General features: G+C 31.3%; 24 protein-coding genes and 1 pseudogene. 21 read left to right on the top strand and 4 right to left on the bottom strand.

The genetic code is table 11. From position 1 onward, the window contains the following. Positions 1-152: 152 nt before the first annotated feature. On the bottom strand, positions 153-584 hold the full coding sequence (locus BGI23_RS13870) for a GNAT family N-acetyltransferase (protein ID WP_000027224.1): 432 nt from the start codon (positions 582-584) through the stop codon (positions 153-155). Positions 585-1,434: 850 nt separating this feature from the next. Here BGI23_RS13870 and BGI23_RS13865 point away from each other — a divergent pair. The 4 genes from BGI23_RS13865 to BGI23_RS13850 all read left to right on the top strand — a co-directional run bounded on the left by BGI23_RS13865 (position 1,435) and on the right by BGI23_RS13850 (position 4,365). Then, entirely contained in the window at positions 1,435-2,004 is a 570-nt protein-coding gene (locus tag BGI23_RS13865; protein WP_000333023.1) for a spore coat protein, read from the top strand. A 370-nt stretch (positions 2,005-2,374) separates the two neighbouring features. Then, positions 2,375-2,575, top strand: coding sequence for a spore coat protein W (locus BGI23_RS13860; RefSeq protein WP_000342253.1), 201 nt, complete (start codon positions 2,375-2,377; stop codon positions 2,573-2,575). 14 nt (positions 2,576-2,589) lie between these two features. Then, positions 2,590-3,042, top strand: a complete 453-nt coding sequence (locus tag BGI23_RS13855) for a spore coat protein (RefSeq protein ID WP_000361679.1) — start codon at positions 2,590-2,592, stop codon at positions 3,040-3,042. A 462-nt stretch (positions 3,043-3,504) separates the two neighbouring features. Further along, positions 3,505-4,365, top strand: coding sequence for a DegV family protein (locus BGI23_RS13850; RefSeq protein ID WP_070806268.1), 861 nt, complete (start codon positions 3,505-3,507; stop codon positions 4,363-4,365). Positions 4,366-4,398: 33 nt separating this feature from the next. Here the strand turns inward: BGI23_RS13850 and BGI23_RS13845 are convergent, their stop codons facing one another. Then, entirely contained in the window at positions 4,399-4,833 is a 435-nt protein-coding gene (locus tag BGI23_RS13845) for an Lrp/AsnC family transcriptional regulator (RefSeq protein WP_000343327.1), read from the bottom strand. A 142-nt stretch (positions 4,834-4,975) separates the two neighbouring features. Here BGI23_RS13845 and BGI23_RS13840 point away from each other — a divergent pair, with 142 nt between their 5' ends. The 7 genes from BGI23_RS13840 to BGI23_RS13810 all read left to right on the top strand — a co-directional run bounded on the left by BGI23_RS13840 (position 4,976) and on the right by BGI23_RS13810 (position 12,846). Further along, the gene (locus BGI23_RS13840) at positions 4,976-6,244 is read left to right on the top strand and encodes an APC family permease (protein WP_070806267.1); all 1,269 of its coding nucleotides are present in this window, start codon (positions 4,976-4,978) and stop codon (positions 6,242-6,244) included. 116 nt (positions 6,245-6,360) lie between these two features. After that, entirely contained in the window at positions 6,361-7,944 is a 1,584-nt protein-coding gene (locus BGI23_RS13835) for a M3 family metallopeptidase (RefSeq protein WP_070806266.1), read from the top strand. A gap of 12 nt (positions 7,945-7,956) precedes the next feature. Next, positions 7,957-8,709: a WecB/TagA/CpsF family glycosyltransferase gene (locus tag BGI23_RS13830; protein WP_070806265.1), complete on the top strand. Its 753-nt coding sequence runs from the start codon at positions 7,957-7,959 to the stop codon at positions 8,707-8,709. Positions 8,710-8,724: 15 nt separating this feature from the next. Further along, positions 8,725-9,723: a phosphotransferase gene (locus tag BGI23_RS13825; RefSeq protein WP_070806264.1), complete on the top strand. Its 999-nt coding sequence runs from the start codon at positions 8,725-8,727 to the stop codon at positions 9,721-9,723. A 20-nt stretch (positions 9,724-9,743) separates the two neighbouring features. Beyond that, on the top strand, positions 9,744-11,120 hold the full coding sequence (locus tag BGI23_RS13820) for a 5'-methylthioadenosine/adenosylhomocysteine nucleosidase (RefSeq protein ID WP_070806263.1): 1,377 nt from the start codon (positions 9,744-9,746) through the stop codon (positions 11,118-11,120). 301 nt (positions 11,121-11,421) lie between these two features. Further along, on the top strand, positions 11,422-12,126 hold the full coding sequence (locus BGI23_RS13815) for an alpha/beta hydrolase (protein WP_070806262.1): 705 nt from the start codon (positions 11,422-11,424) through the stop codon (positions 12,124-12,126). 267 nt (positions 12,127-12,393) lie between these two features. Continuing rightward, positions 12,394-12,846, top strand: coding sequence for a GNAT family N-acetyltransferase (locus BGI23_RS13810; protein ID WP_070806261.1), 453 nt, complete (start codon positions 12,394-12,396; stop codon positions 12,844-12,846). 41 nt (positions 12,847-12,887) lie between these two features. Here BGI23_RS13810 and BGI23_RS13805 read toward each other — a convergent pair whose 3' ends face one another. Further along, complete coding sequence (locus BGI23_RS13805; RefSeq protein ID WP_070806260.1) at positions 12,888-13,307, bottom strand: hypothetical protein; 420 nt, start codon at positions 13,305-13,307, stop codon at positions 12,888-12,890. A gap of 121 nt (positions 13,308-13,428) precedes the next feature. Between BGI23_RS13805 and BGI23_RS13800 the strand changes: the two genes are divergently transcribed. From BGI23_RS13800 to BGI23_RS13790, 3 genes are all read left to right on the top strand, one after another. After that, complete coding sequence (locus tag BGI23_RS13800) at positions 13,429-14,076, top strand: response regulator transcription factor (protein ID WP_070806259.1); 648 nt, start codon at positions 13,429-13,431, stop codon at positions 14,074-14,076. Further along, on the top strand, positions 14,069-15,445 hold the full coding sequence (locus BGI23_RS13795) for a sensor histidine kinase (protein WP_070806258.1): 1,377 nt from the start codon (positions 14,069-14,071) through the stop codon (positions 15,443-15,445). Before BGI23_RS13800 ends, BGI23_RS13795 begins: the two co-directional genes overlap by 8 nt. A gap of 201 nt (positions 15,446-15,646) precedes the next feature. After that, positions 15,647-17,443: a Xaa-Pro dipeptidyl-peptidase gene (locus BGI23_RS13790; protein ID WP_070806257.1), complete on the top strand. Its 1,797-nt coding sequence runs from the start codon at positions 15,647-15,649 to the stop codon at positions 17,441-17,443. A 60-nt stretch (positions 17,444-17,503) separates the two neighbouring features. Here BGI23_RS13790 and BGI23_RS13785 read toward each other — a convergent pair. Further along, positions 17,504-17,787: pseudogene (locus tag BGI23_RS13785) on the bottom strand (hypothetical protein). 183 nt (positions 17,788-17,970) lie between these two features. Here BGI23_RS13785 and BGI23_RS13780 point away from each other — a divergent pair. The 7 genes from BGI23_RS13780 to BGI23_RS13750 all read left to right on the top strand — a co-directional run bounded on the left by BGI23_RS13780 (position 17,971) and on the right by BGI23_RS13750 (position 22,442). Continuing rightward, a complete protein-coding gene (locus tag BGI23_RS13780) occupies positions 17,971-18,735 on the top strand; it encodes a class I SAM-dependent methyltransferase (protein WP_070806256.1) in 765 nt (254 codons plus the stop codon). Positions 18,736-18,938: 203 nt separating this feature from the next. Continuing rightward, the gene (locus tag BGI23_RS13775) at positions 18,939-19,202 is read left to right on the top strand and encodes a hypothetical protein (RefSeq protein WP_000426643.1); all 264 of its coding nucleotides are present in this window, start codon (positions 18,939-18,941) and stop codon (positions 19,200-19,202) included. A 202-nt stretch (positions 19,203-19,404) separates the two neighbouring features. After that, the gene (locus tag BGI23_RS13770; protein WP_000789033.1) at positions 19,405-19,635 is read left to right on the top strand and encodes a hypothetical protein; all 231 of its coding nucleotides are present in this window, start codon (positions 19,405-19,407) and stop codon (positions 19,633-19,635) included. 391 nt (positions 19,636-20,026) lie between these two features. Then, positions 20,027-20,518, top strand: coding sequence for an ankyrin repeat domain-containing protein (locus BGI23_RS13765; RefSeq protein ID WP_000996345.1), 492 nt, complete (start codon positions 20,027-20,029; stop codon positions 20,516-20,518). Then, positions 20,515-21,111, top strand: coding sequence for a DJ-1/PfpI family protein (locus tag BGI23_RS13760; protein ID WP_070806255.1), 597 nt, complete (start codon positions 20,515-20,517; stop codon positions 21,109-21,111). The genes BGI23_RS13765 and BGI23_RS13760 overlap by 4 nt, the downstream gene beginning before the upstream one ends. A gap of 388 nt (positions 21,112-21,499) precedes the next feature. Further along, positions 21,500-21,856, top strand: a complete 357-nt coding sequence (locus BGI23_RS13755; RefSeq protein ID WP_070806254.1) for an FtsB family cell division protein — start codon at positions 21,500-21,502, stop codon at positions 21,854-21,856. Positions 21,857-22,115: 259 nt separating this feature from the next. After that, complete coding sequence (locus BGI23_RS13750) at positions 22,116-22,442, top strand: DUF3870 domain-containing protein (protein ID WP_000271328.1); 327 nt, start codon at positions 22,116-22,118, stop codon at positions 22,440-22,442. The last annotated feature ends 115 nt before the right edge of the window (positions 22,443-22,557 follow it).

Here is a 22,557-nt window from a genome sequence, read left to right as displayed (position 1 = left end):
CTAATCTTTTATACAAAAGTAAGGTTAAGAAAAAAGACAGCGTAAGAAGTAATAGTATATCTTGTAGAAGCTGATGTTGACCAAATAAATTAGGGTTATTATCTATGCGGAAAAGTATAATTAATATTTATATATACTCACTTTAGGTACCTTTACAACTTAAATAATAAAACATGCTTTTCATAATGATCCAAACACCAATTATATTTTTCTAGAATAATTGGATGAACAACTTCTTTTGTAGTATCGACCTCAGTATAGCCATATTTCTTATAAAAGTTTTCTAATTCCTCAAAAGGAAGACAATATACATTTGGAACTTGTAATTTCTTCGCAGTTTCTACTAAAAATGAAACAAGATCCCCAGCTAATTGTAGCCCTCTAAATTGAGGAAGAATATAAATTCCACCCATTTCTAAAGTATCTTCATCTATTTGGACTAATCGTCCAACACCTGCATACTCATTGTTGTATGTAATAATTGCAACTTTATCTCTTTTTAAATCACTTCGTACAAATCCTATTGAGTCGTATTGATTATTAATCCATTCTAAATCATTAGATGTAGCCATTTGGATACTCATAGACATCCTCCTTCGGAATACTAGCACTATTTTTATTATATAAAACATAAGATGCCTATATCAAAAGAACCTTGATATAGCACATTTGCAAAATTTATTAGTTGAAGTTGTAGATTTGCTGGTATTGAAATGATAATTTCAACTAAAAGAGGATAAGAACCTTGTGAATTTAGTGTAAAACTAGTTCTTGTGTTTGGTAACGCATTATTATTTAAGCGTATAGAGTTTATAGGCTTATTTTAATTGGTGTAGCTACTATATTATTGGAACTAGTAAGGAAATATAATAATCCCCAGCCTGAGTGATAAAAATCGTATTAGGATTTAGCAAAAAAAAACCTCCTGAAAAAGAAAAGGGATTTAAAAATAAGAGCACTTCGAAAAGTGCCCTTCAGTAACGACTACTCATTCTAAAAAGAAAGGATGCAATATATCATATGAAGTTAAGTGTATTTAATTATGGGCCTTTTATATAAAAGTTTTATTTTGTTCCGAATAAAAAGGCGGTTGTTTCCGCAACCACCTTTCAGTAAAATAAAGCACTTTTTATGAAATAAATTATGGATGATCCCTAAAAAAGGTTATAGGATATACTCACATTTTTATAACTAAAGTGACGAGTTCAGGTTATAAGAAAGGAAGAATTATATTGTATGAAATCTATTCTAGAGTAGTCGCAAAGAAAGCTGTCTTCTTATTTGAAGGCAGCTTTCTTTTATTAGAAAAAGAAGTAGAAGTAAAATAAAAGATTAAGTTACTTGTCCAAACAAATTTTAAAAAAATACATAAAATGCTAATAGTTAGTCAATATTTTAATATTGCTAATTTTTAAGACTAAAAGGGGTGATTTTATGTGTGAATGTGAAGTTTGTAGAAGAAAGAAAAACCGGGATCCATTAAATCGGGATTGTGAGCCGAAAAAACGAGCTCCTAAGCTAAAAAAAGAGGATTGTGAACCAAAAAAAGAGGATTGTGAACCAAAAAAAGAAGATTGTGAGCCGAAAAAAGAAGATTGCGAATCATTAAATTATTATTCGTTTAGTAAAAATACAAATTTTTTAGAGGAAGCTATACAAACAGATAAAATCGATCAAATTTCTGAGGAATATATTGAAATAGTTGATTCAGCAGATGTACAAGTTACTACTACAGATACAAAAGCTGCGCTATCTATCCAAGCGGCATTACAAGCAGCTATTGTGGTTGTAGTAAGTATTTCTATAGCAGATAGTGAAAAGGCAGATAAAATAACACAAGAATTATTTCAAAAATCAGCTATTAAACAAATTAATAGACAAAAAACATTTATTAAAAATTCCAGAAACGTAACCGTAACAACTACTGATACAGATATTGCAGTGAATATTCAAATTCTCCTTCAAATTTTATTAGCTTTATTAGTTAAACTAAACATTTTATAAAGTGTCTATCCTATTGATATTTAGCTATAAGTTTTCACTCTAAGTAAACGTTTTTTGTTGTAACATATGGTACAAGCTTGGACTTCTTATTATGACTGAATTAATATTCAAGATAAATGAAAAAGCAAGTGTGGAAAACTACAAATAAAGTTTAATTACATTATTTAACAGTAAATGAAACTTATATTTATGTGAAGTGAAGGAAAGAAAGCTGACTTCTTATTAGAAGCCAGCTTTTTGAAGTTATTAGTAAAAAGAAGTGGAAAATAGAAGATTAAGTTACTTGTCCAAGCAATTTTTATTAAATTACATATAATGCTCTTAGTTATTTGAAATTTTTATAGAAAATTGATTGGAGTGAATATTGTAAATGGATGATTTAAACAAATTTTCTTCCTTTAAGTTTGATAAGGATCAAAAGAATATAATTATAGACCTTTTACTCTCAGATATTTTTAATAGGCATGGGATAAATGAAGAAAAACTAAAAAATTTATCGCCAGAAAAAAAGCAGCAAATTAAAAGTATTGTTTCTGAAATACAATCACAAGTTAATAATTATTTAGATTGAAAGGGGGTGAACGTATGGACAAAACATGTCATTCAGATGAAAATAAAAAATGGAGTGCATTAGATTACTCAAATCCTCATCCATCTTTTAAAAATGCTAGTGTTTCAGAAGCAGCTGCGCAAGAAAGTAAAACTTACCAAATTTCTGAAGAATCAATTACAATTGTCGATTCAGCAGATGTAGAAGTTACTACTACAGATACAAAAGCTGCGTTATCTATTCAAGCGGCATTACAAGCAGCTATCGTGGTTATAATAAGTATTTCTATAGCAGATAGTGAAAAAGCTGATCGTGTTGCACAAGAATTGTTTCAAAAATCATCTATTAAACAAATTAATAAACAAGAAACTGTTATTAGAAATTCTAGAAATGTTACAGTTACGACTACTGATACAGACATAGCAGTAAATGTTCAAATTCTTCTCCAAATTTTATTAGCGTTACTAGTTAAATTGAATATTTTATAAAGTATTTAATTTGTTTTTTATCTAGTGATTCTTTTACTGTTTTAATTATAGTACAGGCTATAAATATTAATCATAACTGGACTAATATTTAACATCGCTAAAATAATAATGAGAGCAATGTGATGGAAAATGAAGTTTGGTTATTTTATGAAAATTTAAAAGCCATTTCCTTTATTGGATTTGGCTTTTAAATTTTAAACAGTATGAATTTGAAAAGATTATATTAAGATAAAGAATTAAAATATAATGATACAAAATACTTATAAAATTATTCGTGTTTTAGAAAAATAATAAGAAAAAGGTGTTTAAAATAGAATCATTTGTATTAACAGTTCAAGTTTTGAAGAATAGTGCATACAATATAAAGTGTTTTCCTTTCTTCATTTAAGTTTTACGTATATAATTTAAAGGTACTATTTTTATTTTATTATTTTATATTTATAACAGAATAGAGGTTTAAAAATGGGTGTTAAAATCATTACGGATAGTGCGGCGGATTTACCAGTAGAATTGCTGCAAGCATATGATATTGATTTAATTCCACTCCGTGTTTATGATGAAGCAGAAACAGAGTATTTAGATGGAGTTACATTAGAGTCAGTTACGTTATTGCAAAACATGAGAGAAGGCGCTGTTTATAGAACGTCATTGCCTTCCCTTGAAACTTTCCAAGAGAAATTTGTTTCTTATGCAAAAGAAGGTAATCCTTGTATATATTTAGCTTTTTCATCTGAACTGTCTGGTACATATCAATCATCAGTTCTCATTAAAGAGGAAGTAAAAGAAACATATGCTAACTTAGACTTAGAAATTATTGATACGAAATGTGCTTCGCTTGGTCAAGGACTTGTTGTTTTAGAAGCTGCTAAAATGGCGAAAGACGGTGCATCAAAAGAAGATATTTTAAAACGTGTTGATTTGCTAATGAACCATATGGAACATATCTTCACTGTAGCTGACTTACAGTATTTAGTGAGGGGTGGGCGTTTAAGTAAAGTAGCAGGCTTTATCGGTGGTTTACTAAACATTAAGCCAATCTTAAACGTGGAAGAAGGAAAACTTGTACCACTTGAAAAAGTACGAGGAAAAAAGAAAGTATTAAGCCGTATTGTAGATATTATGGAAGAGCGCGGAAAAGACCTTCAAGGTCAAACAATCGCTATGACTCACGGTGATGACTTAGAAACAGCTGATGCATTAAAAGCATTAATTACAGAAAGATTTGGCTGTGAAGTATTTATCGTAAATACAATTGGTGCAGCAATCGGAGCACATACAGGACCTGGCGTTATAACGTTATTTTTCTTAAATGAAGTAGAGTAAAGGATTGATCTTTTGATCAATCCTTTTTTCTTATTAATCTGTAATAATCGGTCGATATGGTATTGGTGAAGATAAAATCATCGAAGTTTTGACTGTTCCAAATGGTATCACGATATCAATTAACTCCTCTAATTCCTTCATAGAGTGAACTGCTACCTTTAAATAATAGCTACTTTCACCTGTTACTCGATGACATTCGAGTATTCTATATTCTTCGTAGATTTTCTCCTCAAATTTTTTACAAGGAATCTTTAAGTTTTCAATTCTTAAAAATGCTTGAATTGATTTTCCAACTGCATCTAATGATATCCGAGCGGTATATTTTTCAATTATTCCAGTATCTTGTAATCTCTTTAGTCTTTCTGTAACACTAGGGCGGCTGAGGTGTAAGTGCTCAGTCATTTCTGTAATTGTCATTCTGGCATCTTCTTGTAGTAATAACGTAATTTTCTTGTCAATTTCATCCATGAATTATGCTCCTTTGCAAAATTGAAAGTAAATTTCTGAAATGAATACATAATATAAAATCCAATGTTAAATTACATACACTTTTGTATATTGAATAGAATGATAACTTTCTATAATTAAAATATAAATGGAGGTGCATGTAATGTCTAATCATTTTGATGAAACAATTTCTATTAAAAAGGGAACAGCCTTATACGTCGGAGCGGTTCTAGGATCAGGAATTCTTATATTACCTGGTATGACAGCGAGTGTAGCAGAGGGGAATGCAATTGTTTCTTGGCTTATTATGATATCACTTAGTATTCCACTTGCATTCACATTCGCATTTTTATCGATTGAGCATCCAAGTGCTGGTGGAATAGCTACTTTTGCAGAAAAAGCTTTCGGTAAAAATATAGGTGCTATTATAGGATGGTGTTTTTTTATTGCAGGTAGTGTTGGGCAAATTGTTGTCTCAATGACTGGTGGAATGTATATAGTGAGAGTGTTTGATTTATCATCATATTTTTCTTATGTTATAGCACTTATTATTTTAAGTATTTCAATTGGTTTCAATTTATATGGGTTAAAAATGACTGGGTGGTTTCAAGTATGTATTGGTGTATTAACTTTCTTTATTTTAATTGTAACAATTATTAGTTCACTACCTTATATTGAAATGAAAAATACAAACGTACATATTTCTATGCAAGAAATAGACCCAATCATAAAAGCATCATTATTAATTTTTTGGTCTTTTTTCGGCTGGGAAGCTATTGCAAGTTTAGCTCCTGAATTTAAATCACCTAGAAAAAGAAATATTATTTTATCTACGGGATTTGCGATTGTTATTATTGGAGTTTTATATATAGGTATTGCATTATCAGTAATTGGAACGAAATCCTATCATATCAACGCTGATAATACTACAGCTCTTGTGCTTGTGATGAAGCAAGCATTAGGCGACCAATTTACATGGATAATTGGATTTGTAGCTTTTATCATTTGTTTAGGGACGACAAATGCATTTATCGCAAGTATGGGGCGCTTAGGTTATTCACTAGGAAAAGAAGAAGTTGCACCGTGTTATTTAGCGCATATTAATAAAAAAAGAGAAACACCAACAAATGCAGTAAAAGTTGTAAGTTTTATTGCAATAATAGGTTTGTTAATAAGTTTCGTTTTCCATATTAGCATAGATAAAATTGTTTTAATACCGAATTCGTTAGGAATTGTTACATATATAGTCGGTACTGCGGCTGGGATGAAATTAATAAAGAATAAGTTAGGTAAAATTCTTTCTATAGTGGCTTTTACATGTTGCGTAGTAGTTTATCCTTTTATTGGAGGAGTAATATTGATTCCAGTAGCCGTAGCATTCATATGTTTATGGTATGTGCGTTTCAGTAGTAGAAGAAAAGAGTATAAATAAGAATACGCTTATAGAAATCCAAATGTTTAAATATGTTAAAATTTTCTCATTTCATATATAATTGTGTAGGGAGAAATATCTGTAACTATTTGTAAAAATAGGAGGCGGCTATAAAAATGCATGAAATTGCTAGGTGGAATTTAGATCGATTGTATCCGGTTGAGGATATTCTAACTCCAATAGTGGAATTGAAAGAACAATATTATGAGACAAAAGATGTAGAGGTCCTTTCAAAACTTATACAAGCTATTGAAAAAGCAGAATACTATTTGTACTGTCGATCGGCTGAAGAAAGTGTTGCATCGGATAATACTAGATTGACTGCGAAAGTAAAGGAATTAAAAAGTGAAGTGCAGCAAGTAATACAGCAAAGTGAAATTTCCAATAATATTAATAATAGTTTAATAAAAGATGAACTTAAAGCATGGGAAAATATGTACATACAATTAAGAAATAAATTAGAAATAGAGCACAATAATAAGCAATTATCATTCGGCCAAGCAAATAATATTGCAATGAATAGTAATAATGAAAAGGAAAGAGTAGAAGTATTCGAGTCATTAACATGTGCTTTACATAAGGAAAAAGAAATTTTTGCTACTGTATTGAATCAAATAGGGAGATTACGTAATACAAAGAGTAATGAATTAGAAGACATAGATATTTTAACTCAATCTTTACATGCGAATGGCATTTCTGAAAATGGATTATTACAAATGTGGAATGTGGCAGAAGAAAACCTTAATAAATTAGCAAGTATTGTAAACGTGTATAAGAAAGAAGAAGCTACGATTACATGGCATGAACTTATGACCGTAAAGGAAAATAATGAGGTTCATATCTCTTTTTCAGAAGCGGTTCAAAACATATACGATGCGTTTGAAAATATAGATAAAGAATTAGCAGAATTTGCACGGAATGCAATAGAGAATGGATGGGTAGATGCGGAGCTGAGAGATAATAAAGCACCAGGTGGGTTTTGCGCTCCTTTCTTCAGTGAGAAAGAATCGCGAATTTCAATGCGTTATGATGGAAGTATTGATAGTGTAAGAGTACTTGCACATGAACTAGGACATGCTTGGCATTTTTATAATATGAGCTTTGAACAATCTACTTCTTTTTTAGATGATTATTTGCCAATGAGTACAGCTGAATCAGCGTCTATTTTCTTTGAAACGGTACTCTTAAACTATCTAATTCAAACAACAGATTGTATAGATATGAAAAAGTCAGTGCTTAGTTGGAAAATAAGGAACTGTTTTAATTATGTAATGGCAATACGATCATCATTTGAATTTGAGAAGAACTTTTATGAAAAATGTAAAGAGAGCCCTTTAAGTGCTGATGAAATCGAGAAATTATGTATTGCATCGCAAGAACAAGCATACGGGAATGCATTATTAGAATATCAGCCATTTGTTTGGATGAAATATGTTCAGTTTTACATAGCAGATGTTCCTTTTTATAATTATCCATACACATTTGGGTATTTAGCTAGTTTTAGTTTATTAGAAATAGCTCAAGAAAGTAAAAGTACTTTTCATTCGAAATATAAAGAGTTTTTACGAGAAACAGGAAAAGCTCCAGTGGAAGAGCTTATGAAAAAACATTTTGAAATAGATATAACAAGCTATGCATTTTGGGATAAAGCTTTTAGACAAATTTCTAAAGATATTGATGAATACTTGAGGCTTATGTAAGGAGAGAGTATAGTGGATCACCAACTTATAAAGGGAATACCTTTTTCAACTTTAGAATATGAAAAAGCTATAAGTTTGCTAAAAGGTTGGTTACATGAACAACAAGAGAAACCAAGATTTGTAGTAACTGCAAATCCTGAGATTGTGATGTCTGCAAAGGAAAGCACGGCTAAATCTAAACAATTTAAAAAGATGTTACTATCTGCGGATCTAATAACAGCGGATGGGATTGGCGTCATAATAGGATCGAAAATATTAAAAGGAACTTTGAAAGAACGTGTTACTGGGGCAGATATTACTCATGAGTTAATAAAGCATTGTAATGACAATGAATATCGTGTCTTTCTTTTTGGAGCTGCGCCAGAAAGTAATAAAAAGGCACTAAAAAAATTAAGTGAGCAGTTCCCAGGGGCACAGTTTAAAGGACAACATGGTTTTATAAATGGTGAAGAAATAGAAGAAGTAAAAATAAAAATTAAGCAATTTAAGCCGCACTTACTACTAGTAGGACTAGGTTCACCCAAACAAGAAGAATTCATCTATGAAAACATGCAAACATTAAACGTTCCGCTATCTATTGGTATCGGAGGCATGATTGATATAATATCTGGTACTGTAAAAAGAGCACCTAAAATTATGAGGGATACTGGAACTGAATGGCTGTATAGGTTACTTTCACAGCCGAAAAGATTAAAGAGACAACTTGTACTTCCGAAATTTTTAATTTCAGTTATGGTAGAGAGGATGAAAGGAACACCAAGTTAAGAAAGGATAAACAAGATGATAGTGCCGTTATCTAATGAAAAAGCTAAAAAAATTTTTCAAGAGCTGAAAGTGGAGTGCGAATCTTTATTTGAGTTTGAAATTCGAAATGCAATACCTATTCATCGTGGTTGGCTAAATTTGAAGTGGAAACTCGAAACAGATGCAGGATCTTTTGTATTAAAGCAATATAATAAAGAACGATACAAAATGTATAACCCAGAACTTTTAATACAAGCGTTACATCAACAACAAAGATTACATGATAATGGTGTAAGTTGTCCGAAGCTCCTAACTTATAAAAATAATGTAATGCATTTATCAAAAAATAATGAAAGATTTATAGTTTTAGAACATAAAGAAGGTAATCTAATTTCACCTGGAAAATTGAATGAAAAGGAAATCTACTCTCTTGGTAAAACAATAGGTCAAATGCATAATTTGTTAAATGATGGCTCTTTAATAAAAGGAGAAAAACCTAAATTTGTTCTGCCAACTAAAGAGGAAAGGTTAAAACATTGGGAAAATAAAAGGAGAGAAGCAGAACAGTTAGGAAAAGAACATATTCTCTCCCATATAAAATTACAGCAAGAAGCAACACAATTAGTAAATATAGATCAATTTTATAGTAGTAAAAAAGGATGGGTGCACCGTGATCTATGGGTAGATAATTTCTTATTCCATAATGATGAAGTCTCAGCAATTCTAGATTTTGATCGTATGGATTATGATTATGTAGAATTGGACATTGGGCGTGCGGTTATATCTTGTGCCTTACATGATGGAGTATTAAATAAGAGTCTTATTGCATCATTTTTAGCGGGATACCGTAATAAATTAGACTTTCCAGTAGGGGGTATTGTTCGGGCAATTCAAATGCTTTGGTATATGGAGAGTACATGGTGGATTCATACCAATATGGATCAGAATAGTGTACCACCTTCACGTTTTGCAGATGAAATGAATTGGATAGCTGAAAATTACAGTGCATTACATAATATATTAGTAGATTTATAAGAAAAAAGGGGACAACATACATGAACAGAATCGGCATTATCGGAGCAATGCAAATTGAAATAGACTTACTTTTAGAAAAACTAGCTATACAAGAGGAACAGACGATTGCGGGAATGCCATTTTACGTTGGAGAATTCATGGGAACTGAAGTAATTGTTACAAAATGTGGTGTAGGGAAAGTAAATGCAGCCGCATGTACGCAAACTTTAATTCATAAATTTGATGTAGACGCTATCATCAATACGGGTGTTGCTGGAGGGTTACACCGAGATGTAAAAGTTGGTGATATTGTTATTTCAACGAATGTTACCCACCATGATGTAAGTCAAACACAAATGAAAAACTTATTCCCGTTCCAAGAAGAATTTGTCGCAAGTAAGAAATTAGTAGAGTTAGCACGTACAGCATGCAACAGTAGTAATTTACATATAGGAGTTCATGAAGGAAGAATTGTAAGCGGTGAATGTTTTGTTGAAGACTCAAAACTAAAAGCGAAATTAATAGCTGAATATGCACCGCATTGTACAGAGATGGAAGGTGCAGCAATAGGACATGTTGCTCATATAAATGACGTACCATTTCTAGTTATAAGATGTATTTCTGACAGTGCAGACGATGACGCTCAAATTTCCTATGATGATTTCGCAAAAACAGCCGCAAATTATTGTTCAGAAATTATCGTTGAGATGCTGAAAAATATACCGAGTAAAACATATAGAGCAAAAGGAGAAAATGACATGTTAGAAGCACTAATTTTTGATATGGACGGAACGTTATTTCAAACAGATAAAATTTTAGAATTATCATTAGATGATACATTTGATCATTTAAGATCACTAAAGTTATGGGATACGGTAACACCTATTGAAAAATACCGTGAAATTATGGGGGTTCCATTACCGAAAGTCTGGGAAGCTTTATTACCGAACCATTCTCTTGAAGTAAGAGAACAAACAGATGCATATTTTTTAGAAAGATTAATTGAAAACATTAAAAGTGGAAAAGGCGCTTTATACCCGAACGTAAAAGAAGTGTTTGCATATATAAAAGAAAATAATTGTTCAATTTATATTGCTAGTAATGGTTTAATTGAATATTTACGAGCAATCGTATCTTATTATGATTTAGACCGATGGGTTACTGAAACGTTTAGTATTGAACAAATAAATTCACTTAATAAAAGCGATTTAGTGGAAAGTATTTTGAACAAATATGATATAAAAAAGGTAGCGGTAGTTGGGGACCGGTTATCTGATATAAACGCAGCGAAAGAAAATGGTTTGATTGCGATTGGATGTAATTTTGATTTTGCACAAGAAGATGAGCTTGCTCAGGCGGATATAGTAATAGATGATTTATTGGAGTTGAAGGGGATGTTGTCAGCTGTGCAGAGATAGTAAAGGTGTTTAATTTATAATAGAGCTATTTAAAAAATAATATAATTGTTAAAAATTATTCTTCCACTAACGAAGTAGATTAGCTGAATAAGGAATTAAAATAAGAGTTTATAGCTCCTGAAGAAGTGGAAAAAGTAAAGTTTTCTAATTCAAAATAGATGCTGTTATGCAGAGGTAGAATAAGATTTTAATTGATTTACGATGAATTTGTAATAGTTTAATTTCTTAAAAATCGAGTGGTGCATTTTACAGTTTCTGTAGTTTTTGCTAATTCTTATATGTCTTGTTTTACGGAGGAAATATGATTAAAGATTACTTTAAAATTGGTAATATTCCAGTGGTTTTATGGGGAGGTAAGAGTGAAAAAATTTTTATTGCGGTACATGGAAATATGTCAAATAAGGAAGATGCAGTTATTCAAATATTAGCTGAAGAAGCTAATCAAAAAGGCTATCAAGTATTAAGCTTTGATTTACCTGAGCATGGAGAAAGAACAAATGATAATACACTTTGCAAAGTACAGGTTTGTGTTAGTGAATTATCTATAATTATGAATTACGCAAAAGAACATTGGAAAGAAGTAAGCGTGTTTGCATGTAGTATCGGAGCTTATTTTAGCCTTGTAGCCTATCAAAATGATGTGATAGAAAAGGCATTATTTTTATCACCAGTAGTTAATATGGAACGAATTATCGAAAATATGATGAGATGGTTTAATGTAACACCAGAACTTTTGCAAAAAGAAATGACTATAGAGATACCGATTGGTCAAAAATTATATTGGGATTATTTATGTTATGTAAAAGAACATCCTATTAATACATGGGATACGGATACATATATTATGTACGGAGCCAAGGATGAACTGTGCGAATTTGAAACTATTAATGATTTTAGAAAAAAACATCGTTGTGAATTAGAAATCATGGAGACAGGTGAACATTATTTTCATACTGAAGAACAGTTAAAGATATTTGAACTGTGGTTACACAAGCGTATAGATTAACAAATTATAACTTAACTTGAACATGTTAGAGTAGAATGATGAATTTATAAATTGATATTATATTTGAGAGACATTATAAATGTAAATCTATTCATTTAAGCAAACAGTTACTTTAGTTCAATGAGACTTAAACAACTATATTATCGATTTAAAATTGAAGTGAAGAATACACATACTACGAATTGAATAAGATAACGATCATAAAAATGCTCAGAATCAATAATTCTAGAGCATTTTTATGTGTTTCCATATTAAGGGGGGATTTACTTGAAAGATATACATATTCAACAAATTGAAGAGTTAATAAAATACGAGCACGATTATCTTGTTCAAGAAAGCAAAAAAGAAGGATTTAATTTTCTAATTAGACTTATAAGTGAATACGAAAATAAAATAAACACCTTTAATAAAACTGGTGAATGTTTATATGGCATTTTTCAAGGAGAAAAGTTAATTGGAATAGGAGGGCTAAATGAGGATCCGTATACAGAAAATTATAAGATTGGTAGGGTGAGGAGATTTTATATTTCAAAGGATTACCGTCGTATAGGGCTAGGGAACTTGTTATTAAACCAGCTATTATCTCATGCGGAAAAGTATTTTAAAGTGGTTGTTTTATATACAGATACGAAACAAGGTGATGCGTTTTATATTGCAAATGGATTTGTGAAAGGAGAATTTTATAAAGGATTGAGTCACTTTAAAGTATTATATGAGTAAAACAAGAGACTTTATAAGCTTATAAAGTCTCTTGTTTCTATTTAATTATGTTTCACATTCATTTCTTTCAATAATCCCTTCGGATCACCTTTCACATAATAAAAATGCGGATTATTTTCATCATCGTAAAGCATAATATAAGGCTTTTGATTAAGCGGGAGAAGAATAAGTACTTCATCAATTGTTGTATGTAACCATTGATTTGTAATAGAAACTGGTTTAGATAAAGGGATTTTTATCATGTGACCATCTTTTGGAACGACGTTTAAGTTTTTGAACGGGCCAGTAATGGATTTAGCGTATTGAATAGCTTCTTTTTGAATAACTGGATCTAAAGATTGCTTTTGAACGACCATTTCTTTTTGACAATCAAATACTTCAATTTGTTGATTACTATTTGCGAACACATTTGTCGATAATAAAAAACAAAGTAGAGTAATGACCCCGATTTTTTTCATCATAGTACAACACCTCGTCTTTACTATACCCTTAAAAGGTTCAAATATTTTTCTGTCACATTGATGTAACAAAGAAGTTGTATAATACAATTGGTTTTTGTTTAAAAGTAATGGAGGATCATGTATGAGAGTATTAATCGCAGATGATGAACAAGATATGTTAAGGATTTTAAAGGCTTATTTTGAGAAAGAAGGCTTCGAAGTTTTATTAGCGAAAGATGGAGCGGAAGCACTTCAAATATTTTATGAAGAGAAAATTGATTTAGCTATTTTAGATTGGATGATGCCGAAACATAGTGGTATTACTGTTTGTCAGGAAATAAAAAAGAACTCAAGCGTTAAAGTATTAATGCTTACGGCGAAAAGTGAGAGCGAAGATGAATTAGCAGCGCTTCAAAGCGGGGCAGATGAATACGTAAAAAAACCATTTCATCCAGGCGTATTAATAACTAGAGCGAAAAAGCTAATACAGCATGATGATGTCATTCAAGTTCAAGATTTGAAAATAGATTTCGCTAAAAATAAAGTTTATAAAAATGACAAAGAGTTAGATATTACAAAAACAGAGCTAGAATTAATAAAGTGTTTTTTAAATCATAAAGGCATGATTTTAACTCGTAAAAAATTGTTAGATATCGTATGGGGATTTGATTATTTTGGTGAAGAGAGAACTGTTGATACACATGTAAGAAGATTACGTAAAAAAGTTGGAGAAAATATTATAAAAACGCACCGCGGGCTAGGATATAGTTTGGAGGAACAGAGTGAATAAGCTTGGAAAAAAGCTATTTTTCAGCATTTCCTTAACTGTTATTCTTATTTTTACGATATCTTTATTATTAATTAACTATCTTTTACCGAAATATAATATTTACAAAACGCGAGAAAGTTTAGAAGGTATTACAGCGCAAATACAGTCCACATCGAGCAAACAACTGGATGAATCAATTACTAGCATTGAAAATGAGGGGAATGTTACGATTGCGTATACATCAATTAGCCATTCGGAAGATCATATTAATGATGAGTTACGTATGCAACTTACAAAAAAGAGAGTTGCCCTTAATAAACTCTGGATTACAAAAGAAGAAATAATGAAAGTAAAGAACGTCGGACAATCGAATAAAATATATGATCAAGAGAAGATGAAATCTAGCTTTTTTGTGAAATACATTGCGAAAGATGATAAGTTGATTTTAGTAGGAGTTTCGATTGCACATTCTAATGAAGTAATAAAAACGTTAAATTCATTTTATTTGTACATGTTAGGCATTACGATTTTTCTTATTATCGTACTTGTATGGATACTTTCAACAACAATCACCAAACCATTAAAGGAATTAAGTGATGTTGCAGAAGATATTTCAAATTTGAAATTTGAACGAGCGAAAGTGAAAACAAATGATGAAATCGGAGACTTAGCTATTAGTATTAATATCATGAGTGATAAACTAAATGAGGCACATGAAGATTTAACAGATCGAAATGAACATTTAAAACGATTTATGGGTGATGTGACACATGAATTAAAAACGCCAATCGCATTAGTGAAAGCATATTCTATGGGAATAAAAGATGGTTTAGATGATGGTACATACATAGATACTATTATTAAACAAACTGATCACATTTCGAACTTAATTGAAGAATTATTACGATTTTCTAAACTAGAAAGAGATGTTTTACAAAAAGAAGAATTCTCTATTAAATCACTAGTTCAAAGTATATTACATAAGCATAAGATTGAGTTAGAGTCGAAAGAAATTGATTTGCATGTGAACTATAATGCTGGCGATGCAGTTGTTTATGCAGATGTAAATAAAATGAGAATGGTGTTTCAAAATTTAATTTCAAATGCGATAAAATATACAGCAAATCAACATATAAAAATTACTTTAGAAGAACGAAATGAAAGTGTATATTTTCAAATTCAAAATGGTATGAATGCGGAACAAATGAAAGATATTGATAAAATTTGGGAACCCTTTTACGTCTTAGAATCTTCTCGCAGTAAAGACTATTCAGGCACAGGACTAGGTTTAGCAATTGTGAAAAGCATCTTAGAAAGACATGGTTTTGACTATGGAGTTTCTACTTTAGAGGGAGAGATACGATTTTATATAAATATGAAGAACGATTAATTTAATACTAGTAGAAGCATCGTCTATTAATAGGCGATGTTTTTTATTGATTATATGTAAGTAGTAATTCAAAATATATAAACTTGAAAGCCTGTTGAAAGAGTGATCTACAAATTTCTCAAGTGGTTGTATGAAATATAAACTGAATTTTCAGTAATTTTACTGTATAGTAAAAGGAGAAATATATAGGGAGGAAAGAGTATGGGGAAAAAGAAAATAGCAATTACATTATCAACAATCTTATCTTTATCAGTTACATCGGGAGTTTCTAGTATGACTGCGTATGCAGACAATAAAGAAACAAACTACATAAATGAGAATGATGTGAAGTTAAATGGGAAAGTTTCAGAAGGGGTACAATCAAATACGAAGGTCGAATTAGAAAATGGGATGACAAAACCGATTTATTCGCTTGACGAAGCAATCATTGAAAATCTATTTGTAGAGACGGAAGTTGATAGTGATCGAGATGGAAAAAAAGACAGAGTGTCAGTAAAAGTTATGCGCCCAAAAACAGATCCTAATGTGAAAGTGCCCGTTATATATGAAATGAGCCCATATCGAGCGGGTTTAAAAGATGTTCCTGTATATAATGTAGATGAAGAATTGTATGCGTATGAAGGCAAACCGTATGGAGCTGTTAATCTTGGTTCGTACGGCAATTATTATGTGCCAAGAGGCTATGCAGTCATTTTAGGTGAAAGTATTGGAACTGGAAAATCAGATGGATGTCCGACTACTGGAGACGAACAAGAAATATTAGGGACGAAATCTGTCATTGATTGGGTGAATGGACGTGCGAAAGCATATACAGAAAATGGTGAGGAAGTTAAGGCTGATTGGTCTACAGGAAATGTAGGTATGACAGGTGTTTCTTATAATGGTACCTTACCGAATGCTGTTGCGACGACTGGTGTGGAAGGATTAAAAACAATTATTCCAATCGCGGCGATTAGTAGTTGGTATGATTATTATCGTGCAAATGGTGCAGTCATTGCGCCAGGTGGATATCAAGGAGAAGATACAGATAATATGGCAGAAGCAGTACTAACAAGAGAAAATCCAGAAGTTTGTGGACAAGTAATAAAAGAGCTAACAGCAGGACAGGACCGGAAAACTGGTAATTATAATGATTTTTGGGATAAACGTAATTATGTAAAAGATGCTAAAAATGTAAAAGCAAGCGTATTTGTTGTTCATGGTTTAAATGATTGGAATGTAAAGACGAAGCAGTTCGCGCAATGGTGGGATGCACTTGGAGAAAATAATGTTCCTCGTAAAATGTGGTTACATCAAGGTGGACATGGTGGAACATCAACGAATGACTGGCAAAGAACACAAAATAAATGGCTCGATTATTGGTTGTATGGAATTGAAAATGGAATCATGAATGAACCGATGGTTGATGTACAACGTGAAAATAAAACGTGGGAAAAATTAAAAAATTGGCCAGATCCATCAGCGGTGCCGTCCAAAGTTCGTATGTATTTAAGTAACAAAGCAGTTAATTTGCCATTAAGTATGGGCTCTGCAAATAAAGTTTTCTCATTCGCAGATGATGCAAAAATGAAATCAAATCAATTAATAGCAAACCCAGAACTCGAAGTAGCCAATCGTTTAGTGTATACAATGCCTGTATTGCAAAAAGATACACGTATAAGCGGTACACCAAAGATTTCAATTACAGGAAATATTGATCAATCTGTATCAAATTTAACTGCTTTACTTGTTGATTACGGAGGAACGAAGCCGGAAATCGTAACGAGAGGCTGGATGGATCTACAAAACTTAAAGAGTATAGAAAATTCAACAGCGATTCAACCAGGTAAAGATTATACATTTACATGGGACATGCAGCCAGATGATTATATATTTAAAGCGGGGCATCAAATTGGGGTCGTTTTAATTGCTAGTGATTATGATTATACAATTAGGCCGAAAGCGGGCACGAAGCTTACAGTGAAATTAAGTGAAGTGACATTGCCAATTGTGAAATAAATAGTTATGGATAAAGAGCTTACCGCCTAGTAAGCTCTTTACATTTTGAAAAGGGGGAGTTTAATGTGAATGTTTATTGGTAGATACAAAAAAGCTTACAATAAATAAAAAAATGACATTTATGATCAATAGGCCACTAAAGATAAGCCCAGCAAAACCTCCAGCGAATCCATCTCCTCTACTTTTTCACCAATAACGTGCAAAGTGGCAAAGAAAACAACGGGAGAAGAAAGTATGAAAATGCCACTAGCTATTTTCCATATTCGTTTATACTTCTTTGCTATAAAGAAAGTTAGTGCATTTAAAGCAAAAAGAAGTAAAAGAAATATAATTAATGAATTCATCACATCCTCCTTTTCAAAAAAGCCTGAATTTTCATTTTGATGAGAATATAATATGATTATATTATATGGAAAGCGAGTGATATATTATGACAGTCAGCTCTTTCGAATTTTTATTAAAAATAAAGGTACAGGAAGATTAATTGAAAGAAAATCTTCCGTACGTAAAAACGGAGGAGAAAATAAATGTTTAGTTTTTATAGTACACTTTGCACGGAACTTTATGATTTCACTAAGCCTGTCGGTTATTCTTTAAATGGTGATATTGAGTATTACAAAGAACGTTTAAAAAATTGCACCGGAAGAATTCTCGAAGCAGCGGTTGGGTCAGGGCGTGTCATTATCCCACTTCTAGAGGCTGGATTTAAAGTAGATGGGATAGACTATTCACCTGAAATGCTAGAATCGTGCCGCGTGCGATGTAAAGAGAGAAACTTACATCCTAATTTATATGAAGGAAGCTTACAACAATTTTCACTGCCACATAAATACGAGGCAATTATCATTCCTACTGGATCTTTTTGTTTAATTGAAAATCGTACGGATTCGATAAACGCATTGAAATGTTTTTATGAACATCTTAATCTAGGCGGGCGATTAATCGTAGATATTATGCTTCCGCATGACTGGAAAACTGGGGAAATTCATACATCGACTTTTTCTTTGCCGAGTGGAGACGGAATTACATTAGAAAATAAATCAATTGAAATAGATTGGCTGAACCAAGTTACTCTATCATATTTAAAATATGAAAAATGGAGTAAAGGGCAGTTAGTACAAACGGAATTGCAACGCTTTGCGGTGCGCTGGTATGGAATAGAAGAGTTTAAACTTCTGCTAGAAAGTATAGGTTTCTCTAACATTACGTGCTCCGCTGACTATGTTTATGAAAAAGAACCGTCAAATGCAAATCAAATGTTTACTTTTGAAGCGGTGCGAAACGAAAAATAAAGAATTATTTATGAAAATAAGGCAATCGATACAGTATCGATTGCCTTATTTCAATTGTATATCACTTACATGGTATTACGTTCCAGTTGTCCAAGCATCCTTCTACTAAATACATATACTACTTATATTAAAGGGAGTTACTATTTTAAAAAGAACCGTTATTTTTTGTAAATGATATTTTAGAGAAGTAGGGGGGATAAATTTTGGAAAACGAAGCACAAGATAGAGTTGAAAATCAAGTGTATTCCAATCGTGTAGTAAGATCAGAATTTGATGCAAATTGGGAAACATGTATATCAAAAAGTGGCTATGTAATTTATGTAGCAACAAGTAACAATGCCGAAGTAATAGTACTTCTTGCAGATGGTTCAAGTAAATTATTAATTTTTGAAAAAGGCGGTAAAGTAGTAGTAGGCGGTGGTGGAACAAGTCATTATAGTAAGCCGCATATTGCAAGAAATATTTAAGGTAGAACATATTAATTGAGAAGAAACCAATAAGTAACTTAAAAAAGCATTTCCTATTTCGGGGAATGCTTTTTCTATGTTATAGTATAATAGTGTTTTGGAACGATGTTATTTTAATATACCTCAAGTTTTGTTGTGTATTATTTTTATATTAAATTAGTTGCGTAAGTATTTTTTTATATAAGGAGTAATAATTAGAGAAATGAAAAATATAGACTTTATACTAGAAAGTGACGAAGCATTAAAACCGTCTGAACGATTAGTACTATTATTATTGGAGAAGCATAGAATGCTATATACGAACGATCTATTAGCATTATCTAATTTATCATATAAAACATTAACGGATTCATTAACGTCGCTCGTATTAAAATCGTATGTGTTAAAGGAAACAGGTAAGGGAAGAAGACAGAATTGTTATAGATTGGTATGATAAGACTGCTGATTTTAGAGGGTTTATATTCATGTTTTTCAAATGTAAGGATAAGTGAAAAAATAGCTTTCAAATGAAAAAACGTACTGCAATTCGCATTTAAATATTCGCATTTCATTTTTATTAATGGGAATGAAATCATTATTGGAAATAGAAAAATAAAATAAACCGCACAAAAAAGAAATAAAAAAAACAATCCATTTTAAAAATGGATTGTTTTTTATTGGAATAATATTATTTGATATATTGAAATTAAATCATAGTTCTCACTATTTTAAAACGAAAAATAGATAATATTATTATGTAAACTACTGTGTTGACAGGAAAATATAATAATCAATAGAACATATAGAAGAGTATACTTAAATATTTTGAGAGATGGGAGATTATTATGGCGATTTTACAATCAATAGTACAAGCTATTATAAGTGGTAATAAGGAAGAAGTGGTGGAGTTTATAAAGACGAATCCAAGTGCTATTAACGAATTTAGTGACGATGGTTGGACTCTAGTTCATTTATCGGCTTATTTTGGACAAAAAGAGATAGCAAGTTTTCTTTTAGAAAGTGGTGCAGATATACATATTAGAGCAAAAAACGAAAATGAAAATACACCTTTGCAAGCGGCAATCGCGAATAAACAAAGTGAGCTTGTTGCTTTCTTAATTGAAAAAGGATCAGATGTAAAAGCTATACAAAGTGGTGGTTGGACAGGGTTACATGAAGCAGCATTATTAGGAAGTGAAGAAATAGTTATGTTACTTCTTGAAAATGGAGCTAAAAAAGCGATTAAGAAAAATGATGGAAAAACAGCTTATGATATTGCGTTAGAAAAAGGGTATGATCACCTTTTACATCATTTAAAACAGGAAGTGAACGTATGATAAATAAATGGAGCGTAGGCATATTTTTATTTAATGATGTAGAAGTGTTAGATTTTGCAGGACCATTTGAAGTTTTTTCTGTAACCGAAGTGGAGGAAGAAAAACCATTTACTGTTTATACAGTTAGCCAAAATGGAGAAATGATTACAGCAAGAAACGGATTAAAGGTAAAGCCTGATTATAGTATTGAAGATTTACCACCAGTTGATATATTAATCATTCCAGGTGGTAAAGGCGCACGGGAAAATGAAGTGAAAAATGATATTATAATCAATTGGATTCGTCAGCAAATGAAAGAAGTAAAACTAATAACTTCAGTTTGTACTGGAGCGTTATTACTTGCAAAAGCCGGTTTACTGGATGGCTTAAAAGCCACAACGCATTGGTCTAGTATTCAAACTTTTAAAAAAGATTTTCCGAATGTAGAAGTAATGGAGAATGTGAAATTTGTAGATGAAGGGCACATCATTACATCAGCCGGAATTTCAGCTGGTATTAACATGTCATTTCATATTGTGAAAAATTTGTTAGGTGTGGAGGTTGCTGAGGATACGGCAAAAAGTATGGAATATGATATTGATTTACAAAATTAAAAAAGCCCAAATTGGGCTTTTTTCTTATTTTGAGTGTATATAGGTATGATCTATGCTCTAAACTTAAGCTCTTAAACAGTCATTCTAGTTTTATTGAATGTACGAAAATGCATCTCTTTTCTCCTTGTAATCATGTTAAAACAAGGAGAAATTTGTATGTAAAAAAACTCTTCTACAATAGTAGAAAAAGAATAACAGAAACTACTATTTTATGCCAGCATACATAAAAAAATGCAATGTAAATATGGAAATGTCGTCGAATGCTATCTTTAATTGGTTAATTAGTGAGATATTTTTGTGAAGGAGCTTATTTTATAAGAATAGAATTAAAGTTAATAAGAAATCATGCCGATGGTAGTGAAAATATATGTGTTAGGGGGATTTCATAATGAGGAAACTCAAGCGAATAAATGTTCCTAATATACAAGAACAACTATCACAGTCTAATGAAAATAGAGCAATTAATAAGAAAAAACTAAGGCGATTTATATTCATGTTTATATTTATTGCGGCGGCTACTTTGTACGTTCAATTTATTTTAACGAAACAACAAGAAATAATTGTAGAAAAAAAAGATACAATAACGAACCAAAAAAAACAATTGGTTTCTTTAAAGAAAGATAAGGCTTCTTTAAAGACTAACATAGAAAATTTAACAGACGATGAAGAAGAAATTTTAAAGTTTGCGAGAAGAGAATATCAATTTTCTAAATCAAATGAAACTATATTTGTGTTGCCGAAGTAGTGTAATAGAACAGTTAGCAATAGCTAGCTGTTTTTTCATGTATGAATGTCATGGTACAAGAAACAATTACATATTGTAAAAATGAAGAGCTCGAGCTGTTTTTGTACTTATGGAATATATACGAAAATAAATGTTGTTAAAATTCTGTCAATTGTATTATAATACAAGGTAAGCGGATACATTTTTTAATCCATGTTGAGTTTATCACTCATACGACTATTAAGAAAACCGTTATCCCGTATTAGAAAGGAAGAGAGCTGTGTACGCTTCAAATACAATTTATGTCGTAGGGGATGCGAAAGCACCTCAAAATAATCCCATTACCGAAAAGTTTAAAAGCTATTTTGTAGCGTTTGTACTTGTTAAGGAGACTGGGGAAATTGTAGATGCAGATTGCTCAGCGACAATTGCATTAACATCTCAATTCGTTAAATATTTATTTCTACATAAAAATATTAATGACCCAGAATTAGTAATGGAAATAAAAGATCGTTATTTCGGTTCGTCTCAAAAAGCACTACTTGTAGCATTAAAAGATGCACAGAAAAAATATAATCAAATCGCTGCTTTGTCTACACATTCATAGACAAAATCCAGCCGTAAGAATCTTCTTATGGCTGGATTTTTTTATTTCCCATTAACCTTCCACATGAAAAGTAGGCAAAAGAGGAGATGTATTGCTCCAAAATCATTGTGAATTA

The organism is Bacillus sp. ABP14 (assembly GCF_001831375.1).
Lineage (GTDB): Bacteria > Bacillota > Bacilli > Bacillales > Bacillaceae_G > Bacillus_A > Bacillus_A paranthracis.
The sequence above is the reverse complement of the archived record's forward strand: the minus strand, read 5'-3'. Positions and strand labels throughout refer to the sequence as shown.

What these genes read in the sequence shown, in the direction of transcription:
- BGI23_RS13870 (WP_000027224.1), bottom strand. Translation starts at nt 584, where the DNA reads ATGAGTATCCAAATGGCTACATCTAATGATTTAGAATGGATTAATAAT.
- BGI23_RS13865 (WP_000333023.1), top strand. Translation starts at nt 1,435, where the DNA reads ATGTGTGAATGTGAAGTTTGTAGAAGAAAGAAAAACCGGGATCCATTA.
- BGI23_RS13860 (WP_000342253.1), top strand. Translation starts at nt 2,375, where the DNA reads ATGGATGATTTAAACAAATTTTCTTCCTTTAAGTTTGATAAGGATCAA.
- BGI23_RS13855 (WP_000361679.1), top strand. Translation starts at nt 2,590, where the DNA reads ATGGACAAAACATGTCATTCAGATGAAAATAAAAAATGGAGTGCATTA.
- BGI23_RS13850 (WP_070806268.1), top strand. Translation starts at nt 3,505, where the DNA reads ATGGGTGTTAAAATCATTACGGATAGTGCGGCGGATTTACCAGTAGAA.
- BGI23_RS13845 (WP_000343327.1), bottom strand. Translation starts at nt 4,833, where the DNA reads ATGGATGAAATTGACAAGAAAATTACGTTATTACTACAAGAAGATGCC.
- BGI23_RS13840 (WP_070806267.1), top strand. Translation starts at nt 4,976, where the DNA reads ATGTCTAATCATTTTGATGAAACAATTTCTATTAAAAAGGGAACAGCC.
- BGI23_RS13835 (WP_070806266.1), top strand. Translation starts at nt 6,361, where the DNA reads ATGCATGAAATTGCTAGGTGGAATTTAGATCGATTGTATCCGGTTGAG.
- BGI23_RS13825 (WP_070806264.1), top strand. Translation starts at nt 8,725, where the DNA reads ATGATAGTGCCGTTATCTAATGAAAAAGCTAAAAAAATTTTTCAAGAG.
- BGI23_RS13820 (WP_070806263.1), top strand. Translation starts at nt 9,744, where the DNA reads ATGAACAGAATCGGCATTATCGGAGCAATGCAAATTGAAATAGACTTA.
- BGI23_RS13815 (WP_070806262.1), top strand. Translation starts at nt 11,422, where the DNA reads ATGATTAAAGATTACTTTAAAATTGGTAATATTCCAGTGGTTTTATGG.
- BGI23_RS13805 (WP_070806260.1), bottom strand. Translation starts at nt 13,307, where the DNA reads ATGATGAAAAAAATCGGGGTCATTACTCTACTTTGTTTTTTATTATCG.
- BGI23_RS13800 (WP_070806259.1), top strand. Translation starts at nt 13,429, where the DNA reads ATGAGAGTATTAATCGCAGATGATGAACAAGATATGTTAAGGATTTTA.
- BGI23_RS13790 (WP_070806257.1), top strand. Translation starts at nt 15,647, where the DNA reads ATGGGGAAAAAGAAAATAGCAATTACATTATCAACAATCTTATCTTTA.
- BGI23_RS13780 (WP_070806256.1), top strand. Translation starts at nt 17,971, where the DNA reads ATGTTTAGTTTTTATAGTACACTTTGCACGGAACTTTATGATTTCACT.
- BGI23_RS13770 (WP_000789033.1), top strand. Translation starts at nt 19,405, where the DNA reads ATGAAAAATATAGACTTTATACTAGAAAGTGACGAAGCATTAAAACCG.
- BGI23_RS13765 (WP_000996345.1), top strand. Translation starts at nt 20,027, where the DNA reads ATGGCGATTTTACAATCAATAGTACAAGCTATTATAAGTGGTAATAAG.
- BGI23_RS13760 (WP_070806255.1), top strand. Translation starts at nt 20,515, where the DNA reads ATGATAAATAAATGGAGCGTAGGCATATTTTTATTTAATGATGTAGAA.
- BGI23_RS13755 (WP_070806254.1), top strand. Translation starts at nt 21,500, where the DNA reads ATGAGGAAACTCAAGCGAATAAATGTTCCTAATATACAAGAACAACTA.